Raw genomic sequence first — 15,612 nt, 5'->3', positions numbered from 1 at the left:
GAATAATTTATAACTTATCTATTTGGACACTGTTTTGACAAGGCTGTAAAAACATCTGCGACAGCTACAGCACCCGGATCAGGATTTCCCGCCAAACTACCACTGTTCAAATAGGATGAACGTCCTGCATTTGCTTTCGTTGCTTTTGCCGTATTTTCAACGCCTTTTTCAGCCGCTTGAACGGCGCCTTTTAAATCATTCTGATCTTTAAGCAATATTTCCAAAGCAGGTTGTAACGCATCAATCATCGTACGATCCCCCAGGTCAGCCCCACCATAATGTTTCATCTGTTTTAAGCCAAATACAAGACCTTCAACAAATGATGAACCTTCAGCTATTTTTTGACCTGTTGCAGTAAAGAAAATCGACATTAAAACGCCACTGGAGCCCCCCATAACAACAGCCAGTCTTTCACCAATGACTAGACAGAGTTTTGTCAGATCGTTTAGGGGTAATTGATTGGTATTTAACAATTCGGCAATACCTCTTGCCCCTGCAGCAAATGTTGAACCTGTATCTCCATCCCCAACCTTGGCATCCAGATCATTCAATTTTCCTTCAAGATCAATTAATGTCTTTGTAACAACGGCGATAATATGTGCCACAACTGGATTATCAGAAGGTGTGAATTGCACTTTAGTTTCAACAGGATTAACAGGCATATGTACAATTTTAGCAGGTTGAACAGCCTTAAAAGATCCTGTAATTTCAACAGGTGCTGTCAAAGCGCTGACGATCTTGTCATCCAAAACCATGGCTGATAATGAAAAACCCTTCATGTCAAGCGCTGTCGTAAACCAGTCTGGTCCTACAATCCAGTCAATATTTGAAGCAAGTGCAGAATATGAAAGTTCTTTAGCCAAAATGGCCATTTCTGTAACCGAAACACCGCCCAGATTATTCAACATGACGGCAAGACGATCCGAATCATTTATACAAGCCTTGATTTTTGCTGTCATGATATCCATGATTTCACGACTATTTTGAGTATTAATTGTCGTGGCGCCTGGTTCACCATGAATACCAAGACCCAGTTCAATAGACCCTTCCGGAATTCGTTTATCATCACTTTGGGACTGGGGTAAATCACACCCAGTCATGGCAACTCCCAGGCTAAAAATCTGCCTATTTGCATAATCAACAAATTTTTTAACTTCCTCAAGAGAATACCCGGTCTCGGCAGCATAACCGGCCATTTTATGGACAAAAATAGTGCCAGCAATACCACGTGGCTGTTTATTGTCAGGTAAAGAAATATCATCCTTAACCATAACAACTTCTACCTTGTAGCCTAACTGTTTTGCCTTTTCAGCCGCAAGTCCAAAATTTAAACGATCTCCTGTATAATTTTTGATTACCAATAAACAGCCAGCTTCACCTGTTACTGTTGTAATGGCGGTCAATACGGCATCAACTGAAGGAGAGGCAAACAAATCGCCACATACAGCGGCTGTCAACATCCCTTTACCGACAAATCCCAAATGAGTAGGCTCATGTCCAGATCCCCCCCCCGAAATAACGGCAACTTTTTTCTTATCCCAGTCTTTACGAACCACAATTCGCATAGAAGGGTCAGTATCAAGTTTCACAAGATTATTATAGGGAGCTGTGACTAATGTACCTTCAATAGCATCATTCACTAATGAAGCACGATCATTAAAAAAGAAATTGGACATTTTATATCTTTCATTTTTGAAAGTTCAAATCACTATAAATTGACTTATAATATCTATATATAATAATTAAATAAAGACTTAATAAGACAACCGTTTGTTTTATTATTTATAATTTTAATTGAACTAAACAAATTAACATCATTTATAATGCTCGATAGTCAATTTTATAATAATGCCAGTTTAATGAACGTTTTTAAAACATTAATTAAAACTTTTGGTCTTGATATATTGTTTAAATACAAGACCAAAGCATTCTTATCCTATGGTAAATACTTTAATTTATAATAATTTTATAAATAAATAATTATTTGGAGTTTCCAAAAATAAAAAACTTGATTGAAATTAAGTTTCAACTCTATCTAGAAATTCTAAATAACTCAATATTACAACGTTTTTGAAATTCTCATCTATATTGTTTTGATGAATTTATTAGTCTTAAATTAGAATTTCAAACAAATATTCATTTTATATAACTCTTTATCAAATTTTGATTTATTAATTTCCATTTTGATAAAAATCATCAAATATAAGGAGGACAATTCCAACCTTTGGGTGAATAGGTGAATACTTCACATCCATCTTCAGTTACTCCCATCATATGTTCAAATTGCGCACTGAGAGATCGATCACGCGTTACGGCTGTCCAGTCATCATCAAGAATTTTAACGTCTGCCTTACCAGCGTTTAACATAGGTTCAATAGTGAAAACCATTCCTGGTTTTAGCACAAGTCCCTGCCCCTTTTTTCCATAATGCAATACATTGGGTTCTTGATGAAAAACGCGTCCAATTCCATGACCACAAAAATCGCGTACAACAGAAAAACGCTGTGATTCTGCATATTGCTGAATGACGTAACCTATATCTCCCAAAGTGTTCCCGGGTTTAACAATATCTATTGCCCTTTTCAGACTTTCATAGGTTACATCTATCAATCGTTGTGCCAAACGTGAGGCCTTGCCAACGACATACATACGGCTACTGTCACCAAACCATCCATCAAGAATAGATGTAACATCGATATTAACAATATCTCCATTTTTTAATTTACGATCTCCAGGAATACCGTGACAAACTACATGATTGATAGATATACAACAAGATTTTGGAAAACCACGATAGTTAAGTGGTGCTGGAATGGCACCTTTATCAATTGTATAATCATGAATAATCTGGTTAAGTTCGTCTGTTGTAACACCTTCCTGAACATGAGGAGTAATCATGTCAAGTGTTTCTGCTGCCAAACGTCCCACAGCTCTTAACCCAACAAAATCCTCTTGAGTGTAAAACATCATGCGACGATCTGTCATTCCTAACTCTCCAATAAGACTTTATCAAATTACCAATAATAAATAACTTGGTATAATTTACGAACTTTTCTTATATACCTAGCTAGGATTATGATCCCTGTCCAGTCTTACTTTTTCCGATTATGTCTGGATATGGTATGATGTCTCACAGCCGCCTTTTTGATATTACGCTTAAAAATCGAATCCCGTTTTTTTGCAATTGAAGTACGTGACGAGGCCTGTGCCACTTCAACCGACTTTTTACCTCTTGTAGTACGGGTTGCACGAACAAGAATTACTTTTGGATGTTTATTATAACGTGGGTGTTTTTTCAAGGAATTTGTTCTTGCCAGATAAACCGGTCTAGCAACAGGAGCCACACCACTTTTTGCAAATCCGTCATCTAGTGCACTCATCATGTATTGATTTCGTGAACCATTACTTGGTGCACCCATAACAACACCAATCAAACGGACATTATCATGAACGGCTGATCCTACAAGATTATGCCCTGCCGCAGCTGTATAACCTGTTTTTAACCCATCCGCGCCAGCATAACCTTTTAACAAGGGATCGTGATTGGGAATTGTCCGTCCACGAAAATAAAAGTAAGGTGTTCTGAACAAAGGATAATATTGAGGAAAATCCGAAATCAAATGTTGTGCCAAAATTGCCAAATCACGCGCAGTTGTTAGTTGCCCAGGATTTGGAAGGCCAGAAGCATTATAAAAACGTGTCCGATTCATTCCCAAAACTTTGGCCTGTTGTGTCATCATTTTGGCAAAGCGTTCTTCGTCTCCACCTCCAATAAATTCACCAAGAGCGCTAGCCGCATCATTCGCGGATTTAGTAATCAAGCCTAAAACAGCTTCCCTGACAGTAATATATGAACCTGGACGGACTCCTAATTTGGAAGGTTCCATTGAAGCTGCATGAATGGTTATAGGAATTCTCTGATCAAATCGTATGGCATTGGCATTTAAGGCACGAAATGCCATATATAAGGTCATCATTTTTGTCAAACTGGCTGGAAACCGTTTCAAATCAGCATCCTGTTCTGACAAGACTCGGCCATTAACGTCCATTACAATTGAACTGATTCGTCCTACATACTGGGCATGCGCACAATGCGCATAAAATAGTGTATAAGAATATACAGCCGTAAAAAAAACTAAGAAAAAATTCCTAGACGTTTTTCTCATAATTTTCTTAAGACTTACGGTAAAGTTTAACTGTTTCAATTTTTTTATATGATTGCAATAAGTGGACACTTTAATTTTCCAGCTTCTTTTTCATTAAACGTTTACTTAACCTTTAAAAATGATTAACTTCTTAAATTGTTTTGTTTATTTTTGGAATCAAATCCCCATGTTAAACAAAACGTTACAAGAAATTGCACTACTATCTTTACGAATATATATTTGGAACTTTATATTCATATAAAAAATATACATCTGAATTTACGCCATATTTTGCAACCATACAAGTCCAAATCAAAATCATACAATTTGATTCTTCCTTAATTTGAACCTTAACAAAATATTTTATGAAATTTATAAAATGCACTCCAAATACATCATAATGAATCCCTTTAGTAAATCATTTTCTCTTTATTGTATGACTTCCAACCAGAACCAGCATGATTCTAGAAAGAACACAAAAACGCTGACAAAAACAAATTTGAAGAAACCCACCCTGTATAAAGTTCTTATGCTCAATGATGATTTCACTCCCATGAATTTTGTCATTTACACATTGGAAACAATATTCAGAAAAACAACTGAAAATGCTGTTTCAATCATGTTAAAAATCCATCACAATGGAATAGGAATATGTGGTATATTCACATACGAGGTTGCTGAAACAAAAGTTATGCAGGTTATGAATCTTGCCAAACAACATCAATATCCACTGCAATGCCTATTAGAAAAAGAATAAATTTAATTAAATATGATTTGATCAAAATATTAACTGTATAAACCCTTTTCAATAACTATATAATAAATAAAAGGAATATGTAGGATTTCTCTTTCGATATTTCACAGTTTGAAAGTTTAAATGATGTTATCTGATAACTTAGAACATTCCTTACGACAAGCTTTTGAGTTTGCTTTAAATTTTCAACATGAATACATGACGCTTGAACATTTGCTCTATGCATTGACAGGCGATCCCGATGCTATTGTAATTTTTGAAGCCTGTCAGATAAATCTTGAAAAATTACGTCAAGATATCTTCACATTTATTAAAAATGACCTGAATATTCTAGTAACTGAAAAAAAACCATCCCCCAAACCCACGCATGCATTTCAAAGGGTCATTCAAAACGCGTCTGTCCATCTTTCTTCAGACCCAAGTGAAAAAATTAGTGCCGTGCATGTTTTAATTGCTCTTTTTTCTGAGCAGGAAAGTCATGCGGTTTACTTTTTACAAATGCATAATTTGTCAAAATTGGACATTCTGAATTTTATCGCACATGGTATAACAAAAAATACAGAATCCACCCATTTTTTTGGATCAAATTTTTTACCTCAGAATGATATCGATAACCAGTTGAATGATCTGTTTACCTATACTGAAAAAGAAAATTCAAACTCTAAGAATACCAATCCCTTACAACTTTATTGCGTTAATCTAAACGATAAAGCCCGTCAAAACCGTATTGATCCCTTGATTGGAAGGCAATATGAAATTCAGCGTGCAATCCAAATATTGGCACGCCGGACAAAAAACAATCCATTATTGGTTGGAAATCCTGGTGTAGGAAAAACCGCTATTATAGAAGGTCTCGCCTTACAGATTGTAAACAAGACAGCACCTGAGTTATTGCATAATTCTATAATTTATGCATTAGACATGGGAGTTTTATTGGCTGGTACACGATATAGAGGTGATTTTGAAGAACGTTTAAAATCCCTCATTCAATCCATTAAACAAGAAAAAAATGCCATTCTTTTTATTGACGAAATTCATACAATAGTCGGGGCTGGTTCCACTTCAAACGGATCCATGGATGCATCAAACCTTTTAAAACCTGCACTCGCCGAAGGCAGTTTAAAATGTATCGGATCAACTACCTATAAGGAATATCGGCAATATATTGAAAAAGATCATGCCTTAGTCAGAAGATTTCAAAAAATCGATATTCCCGAACCTTCGATAGATGAAACAATCAACATCTTAAAAGGTCTTAAAAAAAATTATGAAAAATATCACAATGTAAAATACACTCATGATGCTCTTGAAACAGCGGTTACCCTATCTGCCAGATATATTCATGACCGTAAATTTCCTGATAAAGCATTAGACATAATTGATGAGGTTGGTGCTATACAGGCCATTTCCCCTGCCAAAAAACGCAAAAAAACGATTACAGTCAATGACATTGAAAAAACAATTGCTAATATCGCCCGCATTCCTGAAAATACTGTTTCAACCAGTGATAAAAAGGTTCTCTCTCAAATTGATAATAAACTGAAAAAAGTTATTTTTGGGCAGGATCAAGCAATTGAGACATTAGCTTCAGCCATAAGAATTTCCCGTGCAGGATTGCGTTCCGAAAGAAAACCAATAGGTAACTACCTCTTTGCAGGACCAACAGGCGTTGGAAAAACAGAAATCGCTCGACAACTTTCAATTCATCTTGGCATCAAGCTTATCCGATACGACATGTCTGAATATATGGAAAAACACTCTGTTTCAAGAATGATTGGTGCACCACCCGGTTATATCGGTTTTGATCAGGGTGGATTGTTGACAGATATAATTGACCAGAATCCCTATGCCATTCTTCTTCTTGATGAAATTGAAAAAGCTCATCCTGATTTACATAATATTCTTTTACAGGTAATGGATCATGGTATTTTAACAGATCATAATGGTAAGGAAATTAATTTTCGAAATATTATCATTATTATGACCACCAATACAGGGGCAACAGAATTTGCTCGTTCAGCAATTGGTTTTGTAAAAAATCATCAAGCAGGATATGCAAACGAGGCCATAAACGAAAAATTTTCACCAGAATTCAGAAATCGTCTTGATGCGATTATTAATTTTAGACCTTTATCAAAACCAATCGTTGCTCAAATTATTGATAAATTCATTAATGAATTAAACACTAGATTATCAAATAAAAACATTATTATAGAAATTTCCAAATCGGCAAAGGATTGGCTGGTTGAAAATGGATATGATCCATTATATGGAGCACGCCCTATGCATCGTATTATTCAGGACTTTATTAACAAACCCCTCTCTAATGAAATATTGTTTGGTACATTAACAAAAGGTGGCAAAGTTCATGTAATAGTAAAAAATAATAAAATATTCCTTAATTGCATAAAAGAAATAAATTCAATTCTATCAAGAAAAAACGAGCTGGTTTAAAATATATTCTACTTTATCATCAAAATTTCAAAAAATGATGTTTCAAAACGCATAATCTTATTTTTATATTTAAAATTCTAATTGAATTAATAATATTTTATACCATTTATAATCACATAACCTGGATAGGGCCATTTTCTGCTTGCTCCCTTATGCGTCCAATCAACTCCCTGATGTCTTGGACTATCATAATAATATCGCCCGACAACTTCAGCATAGTCCCCTCTTTTTACCCAAGGCCAGGTTGGAGCTTTCATTTCATCGAGATTATTCACAATTCGAATAGATACACCTTTCCCGATATAAAGATAAAAATAACCATGTAAGCCACTTCTGGTATAACGTGCATCACTTACTGTGATCACCTTACCACAAAGATGAACAGGAACATCCTTGAAAGTTAAATGTTCAATATTATTTTCATACTCTTGTTGAATATGTAAAAAATTTTCATTATCACATTTATCAGAAGCAGGTTGTGCCAGACTTTGAAAAGAGTAAAAAAAGAGGCTGGACAATATGAACAGCCAAGAAAAAAAACGAGCTTCAATAATCATTGAAGATTATTCCTTAGACTTATTTAGATTTTTTATTTTTTTATCTTTACCGATTTTTTTATTCTTTTTGATTTTTTTTCCTACTTTATTGTCAGAAAATTTACCTCCTAATTCAGCTTTCAGTGAATTTAAAGATTCCAGAACTTCTTGACTTGGCTTGGGTTCTGGAATATGAAGTTTTTCCAATTCATCAATCATGATTTCCGCAACAACCAAACGTGCAAACCATTTGTTGTTGGCAGGAATCACAAACCAGGGGGCGTTTGGTGCCGCTGTCTGTACAATAACCTCTTGATATGCACCTTGATATTCTTCCCAAAATTGACGCTCTTTTGGATCATTGGGGGAAAATTTCCATTGTTTTTCTTTATTTTCCAAACGTGCCAATAAACGCTTGCGCTGTTCCTCTTTGGATATATTTAAAAAACATTTAACTATTCCAATACCTTGTCGATAAATATATTTTTCGAAATTACGAATATCTTCATAACGGTCAGACCAGAAATTTTTATTGTTAAGCACCCGCAACGGTAGTTTTTGATTGGCCAAAATAGAGGGATGAACCTTGGTAACAAGCACTTCCTCATAATGACTTCGATTAAAAATCGTAATCTTACCTCTGGAAGGAACGGCCATATGAATACGCCACAAATAATCATGCATCAATTCTACAGGCCCAGGCTGCTTAAATGAAGTAATCGTAATACCCTGCGGATTTATTCCAGAAGTGACATGTTTAATCGTGCCGTCCTTACCAGAAGTATCCATACCCTGCAAAGCGACCAATAAAGCTGAATGTCCATTCGCAAATAACAGCTCTTGTAAATAGCTTAACCGTTTAATACGTTTTTTCAGCACTTTTTTTGCTTCTTTGGGAGATAGGGATAATCCGGCAGTATCATCCGCATTATAATCCGTTATAAGGAATTTTTTTCCATCCTCTACACGATATTTTGTTCTTAACAACTCACGTATTGATTGATCCGACATTTAAAGCTCCTTTAATGTTAACAATAAATTATTACGACATATCAATTCCCTGTTTTTACTACTGCAACCCCACCCGGCGCTTGGCAAACAGGCATAAGTTCAATTCGATTAACATTGACATGAGAGGGAAGACTTAAAATCCAACGTACCGTTTCAGCAATATCCATAGCTGTTAAGGGAATTGTACCTTTGTAAACTTCTTTACCTTTAGCAGAATCTTTTAGTCTTACCTCGCTAAATTCGGTTCCACCACAAAGACCCGGTTCAATATTCGTTACCTTCAATGCAGTGCCAACCAGATCAGTTTTAAGATTTAACATAAACTGTTTAACAAATGCCTTTGTCGCACCATAAACATTCCCACCACGATATGGATACGTACCTGCAATACTGCCCAAGGAAATAATATGTCCCCTCTTTCTTTCAAGCATTCCACTAATAACCAACTGAGTCAAATGAATTAATCCGATAATATTTGTTTGAACCATCCGATCCCAATCCTTTAAATCAATATTGGGAATTGGCTCCACGCCAAGTGCCAATCCTGCATTATTGACCAAAACATCAATATTCTGAAATTTGGCTGGTAAACTACCTAATTGACGCAAAAACAATTCTGATTTGGTCATATCCATTTCAAGTGGAAAAATTTTTCCAGGATGTTTGCTTGATAGGGATTCCAATTTATTCATCCTACGTGCCGCTGCAACAACCTGATAACCCTCCTGCACCAATACTTCGGCTATTGCCATTCCAAATCCAGCCGATGCACCTGTGACCAGTACCGTTCCCCTCATGATTTTCGTTCCCCTAACTATAAAAAAAACTAAGTAAATTATAATAATTACATCACCGCAATTATAAATTATTTTTTTGAAACGGACCATTAAAAGCTGTTCATTTACATTTCATTAAATCTGATAGTATAGTTTAATTTGAATCATCTCATTTTAAATAAATTATTATATTTGGTTTCTTTGAAAAATGACACATTCTTTCCTTGATCTTACCAAAGGATTGGCAGGCTGTTTTCTAATGTCAAGTCCTTTTACAACCTCACCCGCATTTGCACAGACGGTTGTTTTTATTTGTGCATATTCTCCGAAGGAAGGTACAATGGGCATTGTCATTAACCGTCATATTGCCAAACCAACTCCAAAAGAATTGCTAAATCAGCTTGGAATTAAAACGATGCCAACATCAAATAATTTTTCTATTACAGCGGGTGGTCCAATTGAAAATGCCCATGGTCTGGTTCTGCACACAAATGACTGGAAAGGTAAGGAATCAGTCTATGTAACAAAACAAATCAAATTGAGTACAAGCCTGGATATCTTACGTGATTTATCAGAAGGGCATGGTCCTTCAAAAGCGTTACTAGCCCTTGGTCATGCCAATTGGTCACCAGGACAGCTGGAAGAGGAACTTAATAATAATCTTTGGTATGTTGCTCCCTGTCAGGAAAGCATTTTATACAACAAAAATTTCAAGAATAAATGGTCAGACTGCTATAAATCCATTCTAACAAATCCAAGAAAAATATCTTTATATTCCGGAGAAGCGTGATTTAGTTTGATACATAAAAAAATAACTCAAATATTTAATCGTTTCCGTTTCCTGAATAGCCAGCTCAACTTTAACAAAGCATGTTATGATTTTTTTCTAATATGACAAAACAAATTTGATTATTTAATGATACATTTGTTAGTTCTTTACAGTTTGTTATTGAAAGAAATAAAAACATACAATAAACAGATTTTTATCTTTACGTTTTTCTATATACAAATATAGAAAAACGATATGTAATTTTACCAAATTATTTACAGATTTTTTATTTATTTCAAGTAGTAGATAGACATTTTACACAAAAATTTTATTCGTTTATTGAACATAAATTCCAAACTAAAAAAATTTTAAAAATATCCAAAATAAAACTGCAGATAACATAATTGAAACAGGCAAGGTTAAAATCCACGCCATTGCCATATTACGTATTGTTCTCCATTGAATACCATCACCATTGGCCAGTGCAGTTCCTGCCACCGCAGAAGTCACGACATGTGTGGTGCTAATAGGCATATGAAACTGATTTCCCATTTGTATCATTGTCATTGCGACAGTTTCTGCAACCGCACCTTGACCATAGCTCATTTCATTTTTACCAATTTTCCTGCCTACTGTAACAACCACTCTTTTCCATCCAACCATTGTTCCCAAACCTAGGGCAATTGCAATTACAGCCTTGACCCACGGAGGAATGAATTGTATTGCCGTGACAATCTCTTTCTCGAATTTTTCAAATAAATCCTTTTGAGAAGATGTCAAGGGAGATACCTTGGTAAAATGCACCAGATTCTGTTCAACCAAATACAAATCGTTTCTTAAATTGGCCTGATATTCAACAGGGACTTGCTTAAAAGTTTCCTTGTTATTTACATCATGCTGAATGGATTGCAACATCATCCGAATAGCAGGAATAGTTTCGGGAAAAATTTTACTGGACTGAATTGTTTTTGTCAGAATTTGACGACTTTGATCAATTGTAGGTAAATCAGGATTATTATTATATTTCATGAGAACTTGATCAATAACTACCGCTTTATTCATGAAATTCTCGACTTGTTTTGATGAAACCGCATTATTCAACGCATATGCGGTTGGTACGGTTCCTATCAAAATAAGCATGATTAATCCCATACCCTTTTGCCCATCATTTGAACCATGACTAAAGCTTACACCGGTACATGTAAGAATCAATAATAAACGGATCGGCCAAGGAGGTGTCTTTCCTGCTTCAGGTACTTTGTAAAAAGAGGTGATGGGCAAAATATTCTTCAACAGAAACATTCCCAGTAATGCAATCGTAAATCCTGCCAAAGGACTGAATACAAGGGCCTTGAAAACCTGTAAAGCCTGTCCCCAGTCAACACCACTTGCCCTGTTATTTCCCATAAGCAACTGATTCATTAGACCAACGCCCAAAATCGAACCAATTAAAGTATGAGATGAAGAATTCGGAATCCCGAAAAACCAGGTTACCAGATTCCAGATCACTGCAGCCAGAAGTAATGCAAAAACCATTGAAAATCCAGCTTCACTTCCAACCTTGAGAACTAATTCAACAGGTAAAAGAGAAACTATTGTAAAAGCAACAGCGCCGCTTGAACACAAAACACCCAGGAAATTCCATAAACCTGACCAGACAACAGCTACAATTGGCGGCAAGGAATTGCTGTAAATTACAGTTGCAACAGCATTGGCCGTGTCATGAAAACCATTTATGAATTCAAAACCCAAAGCAATAACAAGAGCCAGAGCCAATAATACAAATGCCAGAAAAGATGGATTGGTAACGCCTATTATGTCTTCACGCAAATGAAGGATAATATAGATTATGCTACCCAATAAAACTAAGATAAAAGCGATCTTGTTGAAACGTGGATTATTAGGTAGGATCATATTCAAGGCTTTTTTCACTATAGACAAAATCCGTTTCTTGCATCATCAAATTGATCATAAAATTAACTTTATTTCAGAAACGCTACAATTTAGTTGGATAGAATTGTTTACGGATAGATTAATTGTTTACAATGGCCTGACCCCTTTATCATAGGTCTTCATATAGTCATCCAAACCTTAATTTATAATGTTTTCATATTTATCATCATCAATCTTTTTTTACAAAAGAAAAATATGCTTCTCAAGATATGAGATTTATATCTTTCACATTTATGAATAAAAAATCATATCCGTCATCGCAAAGATACACCCCGAACAATTAAGAACTATTTTCTTACGTGTTTTTTCTGTTTTCTCTTTATTTTTACAAATTATTTGTTTAAATAAATATGAGGCTTTTTGTCAGATCAATTTCTTCAGTTGAAACTCTATTTACTCTCTACTATCCATGAATGACAATTTGATAAATTCGGAAGTTCCCTCTTATTTTCCAATAACTTTGCGTATAGATGGAACGCGAATAGTGATAATTGGCGGGGGTAAAATTGCGGCACGTAAAATCAGGCTTTTATTAAGAAAAAATGTACAAATTGAAGTTTATGCGCAAACCTTTAATAAAGAATTGCAAACCTATGAAAAAGAAAAACTGATTAAATTTTGTTCCCCTTTACTAAACGAAAATGATTTTATTCAAAATGCGAAAGACGCTACCTTAATTTTTATCACGACTGACGATCATGAATATAATACTCTTATTTCCCTATGGGCAAAAAAATTAAATATTCCCGTCTGTACCGTTGATAATGCGGAATTATCTACCTTTATCACCCCTTCGATTATTGATCGTGATCCCGTGCAGATCGCCATCTCCACAGGAGGTTCCGCTCCTGTATTGGGACGGCGAATACGTCAAAAAATTGAACCTCTACTCGGACAAGTCATCGGTCCATTAGCTTCATTCATCGGAAAACACAGGAATTGGGCCAAGGAAATATTATCAACCCATCAAGAACGACAACGGTTATGGGAAAGATTCATTGATGGCTATGGCACTTCCCTTATTAGCCAACAAAAAGAAAAACAAGCATTTGATTTTCTCAAGAATATTGCAAAAGAATCTTTTTTGAAGAAAGGTGAGGTATGGCTGGTTGGGGCAGGACCGGGTGATCCGGATTTACTAACCATAAAAGCACTTCATCACCTGCAAAATGCTGATGTTATTTTATATGATAATTTATTATCACCCAAAATCCTAGATTACATACGTCGTGATGCATTATTATTTTTTGTAGGAAAACAAAAAAATCACCATACTTTAAAACAAGAAGAAATAAATGATTCACTAATCAAATATGCACGACAAGGCAAACGTGTTTTACGATTGAAAGGTGGTGATCCTTTTATATTTGGTCGCGGTGGGGAAGAGGCCGAGGCATTAATGCATGCTGGAATTCCATTTAAAATTATACCCGGCATCTCCGCTTCTAATGGTTGTGCGGCATATGCCGGAATTCCCCTAACACATCGTGAATGTGCACAGGCCTGCTTATTTTTAACCGGTCATACCAAGAAAACAGATCAACTTAACCTACCATGGGAGAACATGATATTTAAAGACCAAACCTTGGTCATTTATATGGGACTTTCTTCTTTACCTCTTTTATGTAAAACACTTATTGATAAAGGATTGGAACAAACATGGCCTGCTGCTGCGATTGAAAAAGGAACCTTTCACGATCAGCAGGTAATTATCGGAAATTTAAAAACCTTACCTGATTTGGTTATGCAAAAAAAAATAGGTAGTCCCGTTTTAATAATAATCGGTCAAGTCATTCATCACAGAGTTACATAAAACACATTCAGTTTGCAAAAGCATCATTCAAAGGAATGGAACATGTTTCAGAAACTTTCTTACGCCATCGATCAACATTGACGCCATAGGTAATCCCCTTGATAATCGATAGCGAGTGAAGCATACTGTAAAGTGAAAAGTCGTTCCAAGATAGCTGCCGTTTCAAATCCAACAAAGGATAATTTTTCATTAAGGGTTCCAGACAGTCAATCGCCTTTTGAGTTCTCTGGATCAAGCTAGGATCAGCCAGATCAGAAACAAATCCCCCGCCAGAGGGGTCCTTTTTTTTACGGTAATATTTCTTTGCCTCTTCTGTGGAAAATTCAGGAAACGGTGCATTTACCCAACGAGGATAGGTCAAGCGATAAATAAAACGTTGAACATGACTGATCCATTCCATAATTTCTTCATTATCAGGCAACGTAATCTTTGGCTTATCTATGGTTGTATCAATATAGTTAATAATATCACGACTTTCCGGCATAAAGCGATTTTGCTGATATTCCAATATAGGCAACTGTTTGCGCCCTACCATTTGCATGGGACCATGAATGTCATCATATAGTAAATATGATATTTCGACGGGATAATTTTTCAAAACAAAAATCATTTTCGTCATGACACAAAAAGGACAATGTTCGTAAATATAAAGTTTCATAGCAATTAAACAACACCCCTCAAATGATCAACCCTGCAAATTGTCAAAATTTAAATTAATATATTTAAATCCCTTTTACTTTAATTAAAAATTATATTTGAGATTAAAATTACAAGGTCTTGTTGAATAATTTTACTATCATAACTTATAATTAAAAACTAAAATTATCATTTAGGAAATAAAAATGTTAATTCGAAAACAATTTCTTCTTCTTTTATCCATGTGTTATTTAATACCACTATATCATGCTTCCGCTAATCTTGGTAAAAATCAACTATCCATATGGCCTAAAGCAGAAAAAGGATATCAAAGAATCGTAATTCAACTACCACCCCTTTCCAATGAATACAATGCACGTGTTGAATTGATTCCCCAGAAAAAAATTAAATCAGACTGTAACACGGTCATAATCCACGGTCATATGACAACACAAACAATTCAAGGATGGGGATATGATTTTTACAGATTAGACAGGATCAGCAAACCTGCTTCTACCCTGATGGCCTGTCCACAGAACATTAAACAAGAGAAGCAGGTTTCAATTACGACCAATTTAAACTTTATAAACTACAATAGCAAACTACCCCTCGTTGTTTATGTGCCAAACGATATAACCCTTGCTTATCGGATTTGGACATCTTCTTCAATGCATCAAGCTAGAAATAAATAAATTTGCGGCATAACTTCATAGAAACAACAAAGATAAGATTGAAACAAAATTTTTTGGTTCATCTACCTCAGCA

At 35.3% G+C, this 15,612-nt stretch carries 13 protein-coding genes; 5 read left to right on the top strand and 8 right to left on the bottom strand.

All coding sequences use genetic code 11. From position 1 onward, the window contains the following. Positions 1 to 14: 14 nt before the first annotated feature. The 3 genes from D9V35_RS02995 to D9V35_RS02985 form a co-directional block, all read right to left on the bottom strand. Positions 15 to 1,676, bottom strand: a complete 1,662-nt coding sequence (locus tag D9V35_RS02995; RefSeq protein ID WP_122123311.1) for a dihydroxyacetone kinase subunit DhaK — start codon at positions 1,674 to 1,676, stop codon at positions 15 to 17. A 520-nt stretch (positions 1,677 to 2,196) separates the two neighbouring features. Then, positions 2,197 to 2,985 carry a type I methionyl aminopeptidase gene (map, locus tag D9V35_RS02990; protein WP_162988552.1) on the bottom strand — a complete coding sequence of 263 codons (789 nt, stop codon included), beginning with the start codon at positions 2,983 to 2,985 and terminating at the stop codon, positions 2,197 to 2,199. A gap of 107 nt (positions 2,986 to 3,092) precedes the next feature. Continuing rightward, positions 3,093 to 4,049 (bottom strand): D-alanyl-D-alanine carboxypeptidase family protein, encoded by a 957-nt coding sequence (locus tag D9V35_RS02985; protein WP_231504074.1) that lies wholly within the window; start codon positions 4,047 to 4,049, stop codon positions 3,093 to 3,095. A gap of 532 nt (positions 4,050 to 4,581) precedes the next feature. Here D9V35_RS02985 and clpS point away from each other — a divergent pair. Together clpS and clpA are read left to right on the top strand one after the other, a co-directional pair. After that, a complete protein-coding gene (gene clpS / locus D9V35_RS02980) occupies positions 4,582 to 4,902 on the top strand; it encodes an ATP-dependent Clp protease adapter ClpS (protein ID WP_196424101.1) in 321 nt (106 codons plus the stop codon). 123 nt (positions 4,903 to 5,025) lie between these two features. Further along, positions 5,026 to 7,353 (top strand): ATP-dependent Clp protease ATP-binding subunit ClpA, encoded by a 2,328-nt coding sequence (clpA, locus tag D9V35_RS02975; protein WP_110438999.1) that lies wholly within the window; start codon positions 5,026 to 5,028, stop codon positions 7,351 to 7,353. An 86-nt stretch (positions 7,354 to 7,439) separates the two neighbouring features. On the opposite strand, the gene D9V35_RS02970 is transcribed toward clpA, so the two are convergent. Genes D9V35_RS02970 through D9V35_RS02960 form a run of 3 tightly spaced genes read right to left on the bottom strand, consistent with a single transcriptional unit; the run spans position 7,440 to position 9,697 of the window. Next, positions 7,440 to 7,910 carry a DUF3465 domain-containing protein gene (locus D9V35_RS02970; protein ID WP_110438732.1) on the bottom strand — a complete coding sequence of 157 codons (471 nt, stop codon included), beginning with the start codon at positions 7,908 to 7,910 and terminating at the stop codon, positions 7,440 to 7,442. 6 nt (positions 7,911 to 7,916) lie between these two features. Then, positions 7,917 to 8,900: a PPK2 family polyphosphate kinase gene (locus D9V35_RS02965; RefSeq protein ID WP_122123310.1), complete on the bottom strand. Its 984-nt coding sequence runs from the start codon at positions 8,898 to 8,900 to the stop codon at positions 7,917 to 7,919. 41 nt (positions 8,901 to 8,941) lie between these two features. After that, positions 8,942 to 9,697, bottom strand: coding sequence for an SDR family NAD(P)-dependent oxidoreductase (locus tag D9V35_RS02960; protein ID WP_122124253.1), 756 nt, complete (start codon positions 9,695 to 9,697; stop codon positions 8,942 to 8,944). 187 nt (positions 9,698 to 9,884) lie between these two features. On the opposite strand from D9V35_RS02960, the gene D9V35_RS02955 reads away from it, so the two are divergent. Then, positions 9,885 to 10,466, top strand: a complete 582-nt coding sequence (locus D9V35_RS02955; protein ID WP_122123309.1) for a YqgE/AlgH family protein — start codon at positions 9,885 to 9,887, stop codon at positions 10,464 to 10,466. 336 nt (positions 10,467 to 10,802) lie between these two features. On the opposite strand, the gene D9V35_RS02950 is transcribed toward D9V35_RS02955, so the two are convergent. Then, positions 10,803 to 12,377, bottom strand: coding sequence for an inorganic phosphate transporter (locus tag D9V35_RS02950; protein ID WP_240993398.1), 1,575 nt, complete (start codon positions 12,375 to 12,377; stop codon positions 10,803 to 10,805). A gap of 442 nt (positions 12,378 to 12,819) precedes the next feature. On the opposite strand from D9V35_RS02950, the gene cysG reads away from it, so the two are divergent. Next, entirely contained in the window at positions 12,820 to 14,211 is a 1,392-nt protein-coding gene (gene cysG / locus D9V35_RS02945; RefSeq protein WP_230873405.1) for a siroheme synthase CysG, read from the top strand. A gap of 7 nt (positions 14,212 to 14,218) precedes the next feature. Here cysG and grxB read toward each other — a convergent pair whose 3' ends face one another. Further along, the gene (gene grxB, locus D9V35_RS02940; protein ID WP_122123307.1) at positions 14,219 to 14,869 is read right to left on the bottom strand and encodes a glutaredoxin 2; all 651 of its coding nucleotides are present in this window, start codon (positions 14,867 to 14,869) and stop codon (positions 14,219 to 14,221) included. Positions 14,870 to 15,053: 184 nt separating this feature from the next. Here grxB and D9V35_RS02935 point away from each other — a divergent pair, with 184 nt between their 5' ends. Further along, the gene (locus D9V35_RS02935) at positions 15,054 to 15,539 is read left to right on the top strand and encodes an ecotin (RefSeq protein ID WP_122123306.1); all 486 of its coding nucleotides are present in this window, start codon (positions 15,054 to 15,056) and stop codon (positions 15,537 to 15,539) included. The last annotated feature ends 73 nt before the right edge of the window (positions 15,540 to 15,612 follow it).

It is taken from the genome of Commensalibacter melissae, assembly GCF_003691365.1.
In the GTDB taxonomy this organism is placed as follows: Bacteria; Pseudomonadota; Alphaproteobacteria; order Acetobacterales; family Acetobacteraceae; genus Commensalibacter; species Commensalibacter melissae.
This window is presented reverse-complemented; position numbering and strand designations above follow the sequence as displayed.